Source organism: Chitinophaga sp. LS1 (assembly GCF_034274695.1).
Lineage (GTDB): Bacteria > Bacteroidota > Bacteroidia > Chitinophagales > Chitinophagaceae > Chitinophaga.
This window is the reverse complement of the sequence record NZ_CP128362.1, coordinates 8,503,122-8,518,282: the sequence shown is the minus strand read 5'-3', so window position 1 is coordinate 8,518,282 and position 15,161 is coordinate 8,503,122. Positions and strand designations below refer to the sequence as shown.

Sequence of the window (15,161 nt, the reverse complement as noted above, 5' to 3'; positions counted from 1 at the left end):
AGAAACAGAACCAAATGAAATGTAGAATCAAAGCGGATTTATCCCGCCGTCAATTTGAGAAAGGAGTGCACATCACTCATTTATTACCTAACCAAAAACTAAATCGATAATGAGACAACTTCGTTTGCTGGTCATCGCGATGCTGCTTTCAACGGTAGCATTTGCACAAACAAGGCAGTTGAAAGGGACTGTAAAAGATTCCAAGTCCGGCGCGCCGCTTGGATCTGTTAGCGTTAAGGTTCAGGGTAAAAATGTTTTTGCTGTAACTGGAGCTGATGGCGCCTTTGTACTGAAAAATGCTCCTGATGGGGAACTACTGCTCGAAATATCCCTCATCGGTTATACTTCTAAAGGTGTGAAAGTAACTGCAGGTCAAACTTCAGTAGATTTCACGCTCGAAGAATCTTCATCACAACTCGGTGAAGTAACGGTAACAGCTTTGGGTATCTCCAAAGAATCAAAGAAAATAGGTTATGCTGTAACTAAAGTAGATGGTAACGTTATGACCCAGGCAAGGGAAACAAACGTTGCTTATTCATTAGGTGGCCGCGTAGCAGGTCTGAGTGTAAGTGGTACAAGTGGTGGCCCTGGTTCTTCTGCCCGCGTATTGTTGCGCGGTATGGCCAGCTTTGGTGCCGCCAGCCCACTGTATGTAATCAATGGTGTACCAATGGATAACTCCCAGAGAGGTAGCGCCGGTGAGTGGGGCGGTTCTGATAACGGTGATGGTATCCAGAACATCAACCCTGATGATATCGAAACAATGACTGTACTGAAAGGCGCTTCTGCTGCTGCTCTGTACGGTTCCCGCGCTTCTAACGGCGTAATCCTGATCACTACCAAAACTGGTAAGAAAGGTAACATGCAGGTGGAATACAATGGTAACTTCACTGTGGATAAAGCGATCGACTTCACTGACTTCCAGTATACTTATGGTCAGGGTCAGTTAGGTGCAAGACCTACTACTGCAAACGCTGCACTGAATAGCACCCGCCTCAGCTGGGGTGAAAAACTGGATGGTGCTTCTACTATCCAATATGATGGTAATTCTTACGCTTATTCTGCAGTAAAAAATAACCTGACTAACTTCTACAGAACAGGTCCTACCTGGACAAACACTGTATCTGTTTCCGGTGGTGGCGACAGAGGTACTTTCCGCCTGTCTGCATCTGCCCTGGATAATAAATCAATCGTTGAAAACAGCGGTCTGAAACGTAAAACTTTCAACCTGAATATCGATCAGAAAGTAACTGATAAATTCAAAATATCTGCCATGGTAGATTACATTGATGACTATCAGAGAAACAAACCTTACCTGAGTGATGGTCCGCTGAACCCTAACAACGGTCTGTTCCTCGCTACTAACATCGATGAGAAAATCCTCGCTCCTGGTTACGACGTTAACAACAACGGTAAAGAAGTAACCTTCACCGATGATATCTATGTAACCAACCCATATTTCGTAACCAGCCAGATGCAAAACAATATTGGTAGAAAACGTATGATTTCTTCCGTTACTGCGCGCTATGATCTGACTGAATACCTGTATGGCCAGGCTCGTGTGGGTTATGACCTGATCAACGACAGACGTTTCAATATCACTCCCTGGGGTACTGCTTATTCCTTCACTTCTCAGGATGGTACTATCGTGAGTGGTAATATGACACTGAGCAATGAACAGATCAGCGAAATGAACGCAGATGGTCTCCTCGGTTTCAAGAAAGATATCGCTAAAGATTTCAACGTCGACATCGCTGTAGGTGCGAACGTAAGAAAGAGAAACGATGAGCTGATACAGATTACCGGTAGCAACTTCATCCTGCCTTATGTATATAGCTACAACAACGTTAAAACTTATAACAGGCAGAATACAGTGTACCGCAAGCAGGCAAACTCCGCTTACTACACTGCTGACTTCTCTTATAAAGGTTTCCTGACTGTCGGTACTACCGGTCGTTATGATACTTACTCTACACTGCCAGCAAGTAACAGAGGTATCTTTGTTCCATCTGTAAACGCCAGCTTCATCTTCTCTGAACTGTGGGATATTCCATCTCTGACTTATGGTAAGTTCCGTGCTTCTTATGCAAAAGCCAGCGGTGAGCCGGATGATTATTATATCACCCAGTCTTATTACACGATTGATGGTGCACTCAACAGCAAGAGCGTAGGTAGCTTCCCATCTTCTCTTCCAAACCTGAATCTGAAACCATTCACATTGAATGAAGCAGAGGTTGGTCTGGAACTGAAATTCCTGAATAATCGTTTAGGTGTTGACCTGGCTTACTTCCAGCGTAAAACACAAAATGAAATCATCAAAGGTACCATCTCTCCTGCAACTGGTTATACCAACGCTTACTTCGGTACTGGTTCTACCCAGAACAAAGGTCTGGAAATGCAGATTTCAGGTACACCGGTATCTAATGGTACATTCACCTGGAACGTTAGTGTGAATGCAACCAACATCAACAACAAGATCCTGGATATCTACGGTAGCAACAGCTCCAGCACTACCCTCACCTTAGGTACATATCGTCCGCTGAATGCGAACACCGCACTGGTAAAAGGTATGTCAGGTCCACAGGTAATGGCGTACGACTGGAAACGTAATGCTAAAGGTGAAGTCCTGCTGACTGACGACGGATTGCCACAGCGTGGTAACCTGTTACCAAAAGGTAGCGTACTGCCTAAATGGTTCGGTGGTATCAATAACGACTTCTCTTATAAATCCTTCACACTCTCCTTCCTGGTAGATGGTAAATTTGGAAACAAAATGCTGTCTGCTACTAACTACTACTCAATATACCGCGGTCTGAACAAAATGACCCTCGAAGGTAGAGATGGTGTGGTGGCAAAAGGTGTTAAATCTGATGGTACTACAAACACTACTTCTGTAGCAGCGCAGACTTACTACCAGACACTGGCTAACCAGGTTTCTACCATCGATGTACTGGATGCAAGCTTCATCAAACTGCGCCAGATCACTTTTGGTTATGTATTCGATAGTAAAATGCTGGGTAAATCACCATTCTCTTCAATCGGTGTGTCTCTGGTGGCCCGTAACCTCCTGACATTAATGAAACATACTGATAACGTGGATCCTGAAGCAGGTTTCTCTTCTCTGATTAACTACGCAGGTATTGAAGGTACAAGTTTACCAAGTACCCGTTCTTATGGTGTGAACGTAAACTTCAAATTTAAAAAATGATGATTATGAAAAAAGGATTGCTCTGCTTAGGTCTGGCTTCAACACTGTTCGCTACGAGTTGTACCAGAAACTTTGACGATATAAATAGTAACCCTACCGCGGTATCCGGTTCTCAATATGATCCTAACTACCTGCTGTCAAGGGCACAATATTCTTATGCAAACACTGGTTATAGCCAGTTGTTATTCCAGAGTATGTGGGTACAGTTGTTGTCTTCTACCTTCAACTACTACAGCAATGGTGATAAATATGTAGCTTCTTCCGGTCAGATCGGTTACCAGGACAGGATCTGGAACGAAGACTACCAGGCTGCCAGCTATGCATACGAAATGGATACATTGGCGCAGCAGAAAAGTCTGCCAAACCTTTCGAATATCGGTAAAATCATGAATGTGCTGATTATGCAACACATTACTGATTGCTATGGTGATGTACCTTACTCCGAAGCTCTAAAAGGTAAATCAGGTACTTTTACCCCTGCTTACGATTCACAGGAATCTATCTATACTTCCATGCTGACAGAATTGCAAACTGCCATCTCTGCACTGGATGAAAGCGGTACCAAACCAACAGCAGACCTGTTCTATAGTGGTGATATCGCTAAATGGAAGAAATTCGGCTACTCCCTGATGCTGCGTACAGCTATGCGCCTTTCGAAAGTAAATCCAACCCTGGCACAGACATGGGCTGAGAAAGCTGTTACAGGTGGCGTGTTTACCAGTACAGCTGACGATGCTGTGGTAATTTGTGACAACTCTGGTGGTTTTAGCAATGCTACTACCAACGCGCTGATGGTACAGGATGACTACAGGGAAGTAAAATGGTCTAAAACCTTCATCGATTACATGAGGAAAATGAATGACCCCCGCCTGGAATACATCGCTGAAATTGCACCAAACGGTCTGGCTGCAAATAACAACACCGCACTGGCTGGTTCTACTGATTCCAGCATTCAGTTAGGTATGCCAAACGGTTATGACCTGAATGGTGGTACTACCGATATCACTACTAGAAGTGATTATCCAGGTGCTACCGCTGCTGCAACTACCGATGACTCTCCGGCTCCTTTGGGTAAATATTCCCGTCCTACCAATTCGCTGTACAGAAACTACAGCGGTCCTGAGTTCGTTTTAACTTATGCTGAAACAGAACTGCTGCTGGCCGAAGCCGCTGCACGTGGATGGAGTGTAGGTGGAACTGCTACTTCTCACTACGCTGCTGGTGTAACTGCTTCTATGCAATCGCTGGCTACCTTCTCTTCAGATGCTTCTATCTCTACTGCAACTGCAACGCTCTTCATAGCTGCCAATCCGCTGGATGTTACTTCAGCTACCGCTTCTATCAAGCAGATCAACGAGCAGTTATGGGTAACAGAAGGTACCCTGATGAACTTCATCGAGGCATGGAACAACTGGAGAAGATCTGGTTATCCTGTACTGACGCCTGTAGTCTATACCGGCAACTTCACAGGTGGCACTATTCCAAGAAGAATTCCTTATCAGTCTACTGAGAATTCTACAAACCCTTCAGGTTATGCTTCTGGTGTGAGCAGTCTCTCTAATGGAGATACTTATACCTCACGCATCTGGTGGGATGTAGCTCAATAATGACTTTTTGTTCATGACTAGCTAAATAAAGAAAAGTTAATGCGGCAATTTGCCGCATTAACTTTTCATCTTTAAGAATGGGAACACTGAAAAACTATTTATCCATGCGTTATTCCACCTTCTTGCTGGTCCTCGTGATAGCATCCTCCATCCCTTTCGCTATCCAGGCACAACAGAAACTTTTCCAACAGCTACCTTCCAAAACAACCGGCATTAAGTTCTCAAATCCTTTGAACGAAACAGAAGGATTGAACGTACTGCAATACGAATACTTCTATAACGGTGCCGGTGTGGCCGTTGGAGATCTGAACAACGATGGATTACAGGACCTGTACTTCACTGCGAACATGCAGCCGGGTGCACTCTACCAGAACATGGGCAACATGCAGTTCAAAGAAATTACTAAAGATGCCGGCAAAGGCATCGGCGGGAAATCAGATAGCTGGAAAACAGGCGTAACCATGGCTGACGTAAACGGTGACGGACTCCTCGATATCTACATATGTTACTCCGGTAAACGCGATGATGCTACCCGCCGCAATCAGCTATTTATCAACCAGGGCAATATGAAATTTGTGGAAAAGGCAAAGGAATATGGTCTCGACGATCCGGGATATAGCACAAATGCTGTCTTCTTCGATTTCGACAACGACGGCGACCTCGATATGTTCCTCCTCAACCACAGCACAAACAAGATTGACAACATGGAGTTTGCCAGATACAAAACCCTGACCGACTCTCTGGCGGGTAACAAACTCTATCGTAATGATAACAACCACTTCACTGATATCACCCTCAATTCCGGCATTATTCAGAACCCGCTTACCTTTGGGCTGGGTGTAGCCGTAGCAGACATCAACAAAGATGGCTGGGAAGATATCTATGTGACCAACGACTACAACGAACCTGATTATCTATACATCAACAATCACAACGGTACTTTCAGTGAACGTACTAAAGAAACTTTTAAACATCTGTCTCACTTCTCTATGGGTGTAGATATTGCTGACTACAACAACGATGGATTACCGGATGTGCTCACACTCGATATGCTCCCTGAAGATAACAAGCGTCAGAAACTGCTGCAGATGGAAGAGAGCTACGAAATGCATGACCTCATGAAGTCACAGGACCTCTATGAGCAGTATATGCGCAATATGCTGCAACTGAACAATGGCGATGGCACCTTCAGTGAAATCGGTCAGCTGGCCGGTGTATCAAATACTGACTGGAGCTGGTGCCCACTCTTTGCTGACTTTGACAACGATGGCTATAAAGACCTCTTTGTTACAAATGGTTACCTGCGCGATTATACCAACAAAGACTTCCTGCGCTATTGGGGCGATTACAAAATAAAGAAGGCCATGGAGCGCGAACCCATCAAGTTTATGGATCTCGTTACCGCTATGCCTGTCACACCGTTAAAGAATTATATCTTCCGCAATAATCATGACCTCACCTTTGCCAATAAGCAACAGGAATGGGGCGTAGATCAACCCGGCGTATCCAGTGGAGCAGTGTATGCAGACCTGGATAATGACGGCGATCTCGATCTGGTCATCAACCGTATCAATGATCCGGCGGGTGTTTACCAGAACATGACGAGAGAACAGAGCAAAACGGCGTATCTCTCCTTTAAATTGAAAGGAGAAGGTAAGAATACACAGGCCATCGGTGCCAAAGTATATGTGTATACAAATGGCATGCAGCAATACCAGGAAGTTAATCCCGGCAAAGGCTATCTGGGTGCAGTATCTACCCAGTTGTTATTTGGCCTGGGTAATGCTGCCAAAGCTGATTCCGTATTGATCGTATGGCCCGGTAATAAAGAACAACGCATGACGGATGTAGCCGCCAATCAGTTACTGAAAATAGACTTCGCACCAAATGCACCTTTACCATCTGCTACCCTCACCAAACCCGTCTTTACAAAAGCAGATGGCCTCATTGATTACAAACATGAAGAAATGCCGGCGAATGATTTCAAACGTCAGTTGCTCATGTTGTTTATGTATTCCAAAACAGGCCCTGTCATTGCAAAAGCAGATGTGAATAAAGATGGAAAAGAAGACCTGTATGTAAGTGGCAATAGGGAATTGCCCGGCCGTATCTATACACAATCAGGGAGTGGTAGCTTTGAAATGAATAAGAGCATGAAGCTGGAAGACCCCACCGAAAACTGTGTATCCGATGCCATCTTCTTTGATGCTAACGGAGATGGTTATCCTGATCTGTACCTGGCAATGGGCGGTTACTTTAATTGTGATCCAAATACAGCCATGTTGCAGGATGAACTGTTTATCAATAATGGAAAGGGCATACTTGTAAAAGCCAGTGAGAACTTGCCTGATGTGAGTGCCAACAGTAAATCCTGTGTACGCCCATGTGATTTTGATAATGATGGAGACATGGACCTCTTTGTAGGGGGGCGTGTTGTTCCCGGTCAGTACCCTGTATCACCAATATCTTACCTGTTAATAAATAATGGTAAGGGAAAATTCACAGTAGCAGATGTACCTTTTGCAAAAACAGGTATGATCACAGATGCACAGTGGATAGACCTGGATAAAGATGGTCGGAAGGATCTGGTAGTATGTGGAGAGATGATGCCACTGTCTGTATATATTAACAAAGCGGATGGCTTTAAAGATAAGACAGCGGACTACTTTGATCAGCCACAAAATGGTTTTTGGTTTAGTCTGGCAGTGAAAGATGTAGATGGTGATGGCAATGATGATCTCATAGCTGGTAACCTGGGTCTGAATACACAGATCAAAGCTTCTGCCAAAGAACCTGTTGAATTGTATTATGCTGACTTTGATAAAAATGGTAACATCGATCCATTCCTGAACTTCTATATACAGGGTGTAAGTTATCCATACGTGAGCAGGGATGAGCTGAATGACCAGATTTATCCGATGCGAAAGAAGTTCACATCCTATAAAAATTATTCAGATGCAACCATGAAAGATATTGTTTCGCCTGATGATCTGGCGAAGGCTGGCAAACTCACGGTGACTGAAACCCGCAGCTTATGTCTGCTGAATAAGAATGGCAAATTTGTTGTATCACCATTACCTGTAGAAGCACAATTCTCCGTAGTCACCAAAATCCTGACTGGTGATTTCAATGAAGATGGTAAACCAGATTTATTGTTGCTTGGTAACCATTGTGACAATCGCCTGAAGCTGGGTAGTTTTGACGCTGGCTATGGTTGTCTGCTCAAAGGTGATGGCAAAGGAGGGTTTACCTATGTAGATCAGTCAGCAGCAGGTATCTGTATCAAAGGCGATGTAAAGTCTGCCGGCGAAATCGCTATCAATGGTAAAAACTTTGTGGTAGTTGGTGTGAACAATGAAGGTGTCTCACTCTATAAGGAACAATGAGGGAATACCACTCTATAAGGAACAATGAAGGGTATCTCACTCTATAAAGAACTAATAAGGAATCTCACTCTATAAAGAACAATAAGTATGAAGCAACTCATCTTTGGATTGTTACTCGTTAGTCAGCTTGGGCATGCACAACAGCAGTATGACAAGGCTCCCTTTACTGATTATATACAGCCGGCAGTGTTTTCTCTTTCTATGGTAATGATGCACGATGTAGTAAATCCGCCTGCGGCGACTCGTTTTTATAGTTATGCAACACTGGCGGCTTACCAGATTGTGGCAAAGCATGATCCATCCATTCCCGGTGCAGCAACTTTTATAAGATCTTATCCGGCAGTCACCGTACCCGATAGTGGCAGAACGTACGATTATAAGGTAGCGGCTGTGTATGCGATCTTAGAAGCAGGCAAGCAGTTATTACCTTCCGGATTTATGCTGGCAGATGATGAGGAGAAGCTGATAGACCTGTTTAAGAAAGACCAGGTACCTGATAGTATTATAAAGAATTCTGTAATGGTCGCAGAGGGTGTGGTAAAGCAGATAGTGGCATGGTCTAAAACAGATGGGTATGGCAAGCTCAGCACCTTACGCAGGTATACACCATTGAAAGGGGAGGGGTATTGGTATCCTACACCTCCTGCATACATGGATGCGGTAGAACCCAACTGGCGTACCATTCGTCCGATGGTGATCGATAGCTGTACACAATTCAAATCTAAACCGATGACAGCCTTTAGTAAAGACACTACCAGCGACTTTTACAAGCTGAATATGGAGGTGTATAACTATGGAGTGCATCCAACTAAGGAAGAGATGACGATCGCGGGATTCTGGGATTGTAATCCATTTGCGGTAAGCACTTATGGACACATGGCCATTGGTTTTAAGAAAATCACTCCTGGTGGCCACTGGATGAATATCACAGGTATTGCCAGCCGCAAAGCAAAACTGGATTTTGATCATACCTTACAGGTACACATGCTGGCTGCCAATGTGATGATGGATGCGTTTATCAGTTGTTGGGATGCGAAATACAGCACTAACCGTATCCGTCCGGAAGCATTTATTAATAAATATATAGATGTAAAATGGAAGCCGAATTTACAAACCCCGCCATTTCCTGAATATACCAGCGGACATAGTGTAGTATCATCTGCCGTTGCTACCATGCTGACTTATCTGTTTGGAGATAACTTTGAATACACAGATAATTCAGAAGAGTTCTGGGAATTGACACCACGGCATTTTACCTCCTTCTGGAATGCAGCAAAGGAAGCAGCGGTGTCCCGCATTTATGGTGGAATCCATTACCGCGATTCAGTGGACAATGGAGTGGATCAGGGAACACGGGTAGGTACATTTGTAGTGGAGAAAATAAAGAAAGCAGGTATCAACCCGGTAACAAAGAATTAATATTTTTTGAGGGCAGGCCGTAGGCCTGCCCTCAAAAAAAAATATATATTTGCCTTCATGATGACAGCCATCGCATTAGATGACGAGCCACCTGCCTTAGCCGTAATTGACACTTTCTGTCAAAAAATCGACTACATCCGCCTGGAGAAAACCTTCACCGGCACTACCGAAGCTATGTCCTTCCTCCGCCAATACCCCATCGACCTCCTCTTCCTCGACATCAACATGCCCTCCGTCTCGGGAATCGACTTTTACAAATCTATCCCCCAACCCTCCCTCGTCATCTTCACCACTTCCTACCGCGACTACGCCGTAGAAAGTTACGAAGTCAACGCCGTTGACTACCTCCTCAAACCCTTCACCTTCACCCGTTTCCAGCAAGCCGTCGAAAAAGCCGTTTGCCGCCGCCAGGAAGCCGCTCAGGTCCCTCAACTCGTACTCAGAGTAGACTACGGATTAGTCAAAGTCTTCATCTCTGATATCCAGTACATCGAAGGCTGGGACAACTACCTCAAGATCTACCTCAAATCCCAAAAACCACTTCTGGTCCGCATGACCATGAAAGCCATCATGGAAAAGCTCCCTCAGAAAGATTTCATTCGCGTACACCGCTCCTACATCGTCGCCCTCTCCGCCATTGAAATTGTACGTAACAAACAAATCCTCATCGCAGGATCCGACATCCCTTTAGGCAACAGCTACGAATCGGCGTTTTTTGAAGTTTTCAAATCCTGACTTTCACCACAACAAATCCTCCATTTACCCCAATCCCTCCCTGAATAGCTAAACCTTGTCTTTAATTGCAAGTCTTATATACAAACCAGTGTGGACCTTTTCCCTTTCACCAAAAACTAGAACATGAAAATGCGCACAATCTATTTCAGTTTACTTGCCATCATTCCGGCTATGCTGATACTTTCATGTAGTAAGAAGGATGCGACAACCACTTCTACCACTACAGACACTACCACGACAACTGATACTACTACCTCTACTGCGACATCAGATTGTAGTTCCGCCGCCAATACTACTGCCAAGGTAGTTTGTCTGGCCGAAGCTTTTGAAGCTACGCTAACCAGCACACAGCTTTCATCACTCATCACCACTTATTCCAGTACGTATGCCATCAAGTGGTCCAACCTCCCATGTGGTAGTAGTTGCCGCAATGGTCTGCAGTACTCTTCCCTGAGCAGCACCCAGCTGGCCGCTGCCAAGGCAATTGTAGTGGCTGCTTCCGGCACTGCCGCCAACGAAGGGTATGACGAAATCACCCAGATCATAGCTGCAGATGATGTATTGAATACCACTAGCGGTAGCAGTAGCTATGGCTCCGGTATCTACTTCATTGCCTTCGTAGGTACGCCTTCTACTACAGGTACCTGGCAATTGCAATTCGGTGGTCACCACCTGGCTGTAAACATTACTTTCAGTGGTGGCGCTGTAACCGGTGCTACGCCAAGGTTTGAAGGTATCGAGCCCAAGAGCTGGACATCCAGTGGTACTACGTATGCTCCACTGGCACAGGAACAGGCTGCTATGTTAGCAATGCTGTCTTCACTTAGCACATCAGAACTGGCAAGCGCCAAACTGACCGCCAAGTTCAGCGATGTACTCTTAGGCCCTAACGAAGACGGACAGTTCCCCTCCACCAAATCAGGCATCGCCGTTAGTTCACTCACAAGTGCACAACAGGCATTGGTATTAGCTGCTATGAAACCATGGGTAAATGATGCAGACAGTGCCACCGCTGCAGCGCTGCTCACTATCTATAGTAATGAGTTGAGCAGCACTTACATTGCTTATTCTGGCAACGCCACACTGGATACGAATGCTGACTATGTACGTATCGATGGACCAAGTGTATGGATTGAATTCGTTTGTCAGACAGGGGTGGTATATCCTTCCCAGATACACTACCATAGTGTATACAGGGATCATACCCGGGATTACGGCAATAGCTTTACTTTCTAATCTTATTGTATGCGATATTACTTTTTGCTGCTGATTTGTTGTGTATGTGCGCTGGGTGCAAAGGCACATCCCATGCCGAACTCAGTGATACTACTGGATATTAAATCCAAAGGTGTTGCTGCAGAAGTGCAGTTGCCACTAAGCGAACTTGAACTGGCCTTAGGGCACAAAGTAGAATTAGGCCCGGCGCTGCGTGCATACCTTTTGGCACATGTACGCCCACAAAGCCTGGAAGGCCAACCATGGACGGTGCAGGTAAAAGACCTGCATATAAAACCTGCGGAGCAAACGGCAACAGGTCCTTATAATGAAGTTACCGCTACGTTATGGATGGAACCTGTGAATGGTACGGCTGTGCGTAATTTCAGTCTGCATTACGATGCGATCATTGCAGAAGTCAGTTCTCACAAAGCACTCGTCTCCGTTCGTCAGGACTGGGAGAGAGGTAAATATGGAGAACACACTTCAGAGGTCGGCGTAATCAAACTGGATGTAAAGAGTGGCACCATAGAACCGTTGATTGTAAGCCAGGAACAAGGTAGTTTGTGGAAAGGATTCCAGAGCATGGTGTCATTGGGTATGCAGCATATCGCAGAAGGTACGGACCACCTGTTGTTTCTCTTAGTGTTGTTATTACCTGCACCACTGTTGGTCAGACAACAACGCTGGGATGGTTATGGTGGTACAAAGTACTCCCTCAGGCGCTTACTACAGATCGTGACAGCTTTTACGATTGGTCATTCCATTACATTGCTGGCTGGTGCATTGGGATGGTTACGGTTACCATCACAACCAGTAGAAGTACTGATTGCAGTGTCAATCCTGGTATCGGCAGTACATGCATTACGTCCCATCTTCCCCGGTAGAGAAGCCTTGGTGGCAGCAGGTTTCGGCTTGATACACGGATTGGCATTTGCCAGTACATTGGCCAATTTACAACTGGATGCCACGAGAATGGGATTGAGCATATTAGGGTTTAATGTGGGCATAGAACTGATGCAGCTGATAGTAATACTCTTCGTGATGCCCTGGTTGATATGGCTGAGCCGGATACCCGCGTATAAATATGTACGTGTAGCTGGTGCCGTACTGGCAGGAATAGCAGCAACCGTGTGGATCACAGAACGCATATAAAGTAATATAATTTTTGGCGGCCGCCCGCCAATCTCTTTTTCACAAACGAAGAGCGTGTATCAAAATAAGATACACGCTCTTTCAATTCGGATAGCTGATGAAACCAGGTATGCATTTATGCAGTTCTAAGGAATTTCATTTATTTTGATACATCCTGATCGTTTGTGTTATTCTTTATAAAAGGGAATTTGTTAACTTCATCACAATACCAAAATCGAACAATGAAGTTACTGCTCTTACTCTCTATTTATTCCCACACGCAGCAGCATGACACTACTATTCTAAAGAACCTGGATAGTATTACTGTCAGCACCTACAAAAAGAACAGTGCGGGCACCAGCCTTCCGGATGTATCAGGCACGCTCATCTACGCTGGTAAGCATACCAATCAGTTACTCCTGGATGGCAGCAAAGGTAATCTTGCACAGAACCTCGCCCGCCAGTTATTCGCACAGATCCCCGGTTTAATAACATGGGAAATGGATGGTGCCGGTACACAGGTGAATATCGGTGTAAGAGGTACGGATGCACATCGCTCTATAGAAATGAACATGCGTCAGAATGGGTACAATACCAACAGTGATCTCTTTGGCTATCCTGAAAACCATTATTCATTGCCGCTACAGGCAGTGCAAACAATACAGCTGGTACGTGGTTCAGCAGCATTACAATTCGGTCCGCAATTCGGCGGGATGATGAACTATGTGTTGAAACAAGGTGACAGTACCCGCCCGTTTGTATTTGAAAGTGAACAGACCATAGGTGGTAATAACCTGTTTAATTCTTACAACGCAGCAGGAGGCACCAAAGGTAAACTCACCTACTACGCTTACTACGACTACAGACATGGCGATGGGTGGAGAGACAATGCCCGCTTTGATTACCACGCTTACCATGCTAATCTTCAATATAACTTCAATGATAAAGGTAGCCTGAGTTTTCAGTTCTCACGAATGGATTATGTACAGCAGATAGCAGGTGGATTGACAGATGCACAGTTTGCAGTAAGTGGAAAACAATCGTTCCGAAAGAGAAATTTCTTCCAACCTAAAATAAATATCCCTGCCCTTACATTCAAGTATAAATTCTCTGAAAATACAAAACTGGATATTACCTCCAATGCCTTGTTCGGAGAAAGGAACAGTGTACAATTTATCAATGCGCCAAATGTAATGGATACCATCAATACCAGCTTAGGTACATACAATCCAAGGCAGGTAGACAGGGATTACTACACCAGTTTTGCTGCAGAAGCCCGCTTATTACATAGTTATCATATTGGATCAGTCAAAAGCACGCTGGCAACCGGGCTTCGCTTTTCCACCAGTAAAACCAAAAGAGAACAAAAAGGTACAGGTACCACCGGCAGTGACTTTGACCTGAGTCTCACAAAAGCCTATGGCATCGATCTGCATTTCAATACAAAGAACTATGCAGCCTTCGCAGAGAATATCTTCCAGCTGACAGATCGTTTTTCCATCACACCGGGTGTAAGGTATGAAATCATCAATACCGATCTCACAGGTGTGATCAACAATGCCAGTAGTGCAGCCAACTATAAAGGCAACCGGCATTTCCCGCTGTTCGGCACAGGACTGGAATACAAGGTGAATAGCTTTAGCCAGTTGTATGGCAATGTATCACAGGCATACCGTCCTTATCTCTATGCCAGTGTTACACCTGCTGACAGACTGGATCAGATAGATCCCAGCCTGAAAGATACTAAAGGCTATGATGTGGATTTTGGTTACAGAGGGCATTTTAGTGATATGATCCGTTTTGATGTGAATGTATTCTATGTGTATTATGGTAACAGGATTGGCCTTCTCACCTTCAAAGGAGACGATGGGGCAAATCACTTATTAACTACCAATGTGGGTAACGCTGTAAATAAAGGAGTAGAAGCCTATGTAGAGCTTTCATTGTTCAGGGTTTTCCATGCGGCACGTAGCGCCAATGACCTGCGTATCTTCAATTCACTCGCCTGGCAGCATGGTCGTTACAATAGCACGACTATCAATAACGCAGGTGTGAATACGGATGTTAAAGGAAACATGATAGAGAATACACCTGACTGGATCAACAAGACAGGTATTACCTTCCAGCACCAAGGGCTCTCCACCGGTTTCTTATTTAGTTACAACAGCAGGAGTTACAATGATGCACTTAATACAGCACATAGTGCAGCCGGTGTAACAGGTGTAATCCCTGACTGGCATGTATTTGACTGGAGTTTTGACTGGCAGCTGACCAAAGGCTATCACTTCTCCGCGGGTGTGAATAACTTCACGAACGAAAAATATTTCAACCGCAGAATTACCATGTATCCGGGGCCGGGTATCTTACCAGCTGATGGCAGAACCTTTTATATTACAGCAGGGATAAAGATTTAAACTATTTAATTTAAAAAATTCCAGCCGGCTCCCAACATTGAGA

The 15,161-nt window shown here is 44.8% G+C and carries 8 protein-coding genes; all 8 read left to right on the top strand.

Features of this window, described 5'->3' with window-relative positions; genetic code table 11:
- The first annotated feature begins 109 nt into the window (after positions 1–109).
- The 8 genes from QQL36_RS34905 to QQL36_RS34870 all read left to right on the top strand — a co-directional run bounded on the left by QQL36_RS34905 (position 110) and on the right by QQL36_RS34870 (position 15,118).
- On the top strand, positions 110–3,208 hold the full coding sequence (locus QQL36_RS34905) for a SusC/RagA family TonB-linked outer membrane protein (RefSeq protein ID WP_321568404.1): 3,099 nt from the start codon (positions 110–112) through the stop codon (positions 3,206–3,208).
- A 5-nt stretch (positions 3,209–3,213) separates the two neighbouring features.
- Positions 3,214–4,815, top strand: coding sequence for a SusD/RagB family nutrient-binding outer membrane lipoprotein (locus QQL36_RS34900; protein WP_321568403.1), 1,602 nt, complete (start codon positions 3,214–3,216; stop codon positions 4,813–4,815).
- Between the two features lie 77 nt (positions 4,816–4,892).
- Positions 4,893–8,201: a VCBS repeat-containing protein gene (locus QQL36_RS34895; protein WP_321568402.1), complete on the top strand. Its 3,309-nt coding sequence runs from the start codon at positions 4,893–4,895 to the stop codon at positions 8,199–8,201.
- Positions 8,202–8,288: 87 nt separating this feature from the next.
- Positions 8,289–9,620, top strand: a complete 1,332-nt coding sequence (locus tag QQL36_RS34890) for a vanadium-dependent haloperoxidase (RefSeq protein ID WP_321568401.1) — start codon at positions 8,289–8,291, stop codon at positions 9,618–9,620.
- 57 nt (positions 9,621–9,677) lie between these two features.
- On the top strand, positions 9,678–10,355 hold the full coding sequence (locus QQL36_RS34885) for a LytTR family DNA-binding domain-containing protein (RefSeq protein ID WP_321568400.1): 678 nt from the start codon (positions 9,678–9,680) through the stop codon (positions 10,353–10,355).
- 123 nt (positions 10,356–10,478) lie between these two features.
- Positions 10,479–11,591, top strand: coding sequence for a DUF3500 domain-containing protein (locus QQL36_RS34880; protein WP_321568399.1), 1,113 nt, complete (start codon positions 10,479–10,481; stop codon positions 11,589–11,591).
- Positions 11,592–11,600: 9 nt separating this feature from the next.
- Positions 11,601–12,725 (top strand): HupE/UreJ family protein, encoded by a 1,125-nt coding sequence (locus QQL36_RS34875; RefSeq protein WP_220388866.1) that lies wholly within the window; start codon positions 11,601–11,603, stop codon positions 12,723–12,725.
- 221 nt (positions 12,726–12,946) lie between these two features.
- Complete coding sequence (locus QQL36_RS34870) at positions 12,947–15,118, top strand: TonB-dependent receptor family protein (RefSeq protein WP_321568398.1); 2,172 nt, start codon at positions 12,947–12,949, stop codon at positions 15,116–15,118.
- Positions 15,119–15,161: the final 43 nt, after the last annotated feature.

Coding starts and splice junctions, on each gene's coding strand:
- QQL36_RS34890 (WP_321568401.1), top strand. CDS start 8,289: ATGAAGCAACTCATCTTTGGATTGTTACTCGTTAGTCAGCTTGGGCAT.
- QQL36_RS34880 (WP_321568399.1), top strand. CDS start 10,479: ATGAAAATGCGCACAATCTATTTCAGTTTACTTGCCATCATTCCGGCT.
- QQL36_RS34875 (WP_220388866.1), top strand. CDS start 11,601: ATGCGATATTACTTTTTGCTGCTGATTTGTTGTGTATGTGCGCTGGGT.
- QQL36_RS34870 (WP_321568398.1), top strand. CDS start 12,947: ATGAAGTTACTGCTCTTACTCTCTATTTATTCCCACACGCAGCAGCAT.
- QQL36_RS34895 (WP_321568402.1), top strand. CDS start 4,893: ATGGGAACACTGAAAAACTATTTATCCATGCGTTATTCCACCTTCTTG.
- QQL36_RS34905 (WP_321568404.1), top strand. CDS start 110: ATGAGACAACTTCGTTTGCTGGTCATCGCGATGCTGCTTTCAACGGTA.
- QQL36_RS34900 (WP_321568403.1), top strand. CDS start 3,214: ATGAAAAAAGGATTGCTCTGCTTAGGTCTGGCTTCAACACTGTTCGCT.
- QQL36_RS34885 (WP_321568400.1), top strand. CDS start 9,678: ATGATGACAGCCATCGCATTAGATGACGAGCCACCTGCCTTAGCCGTA.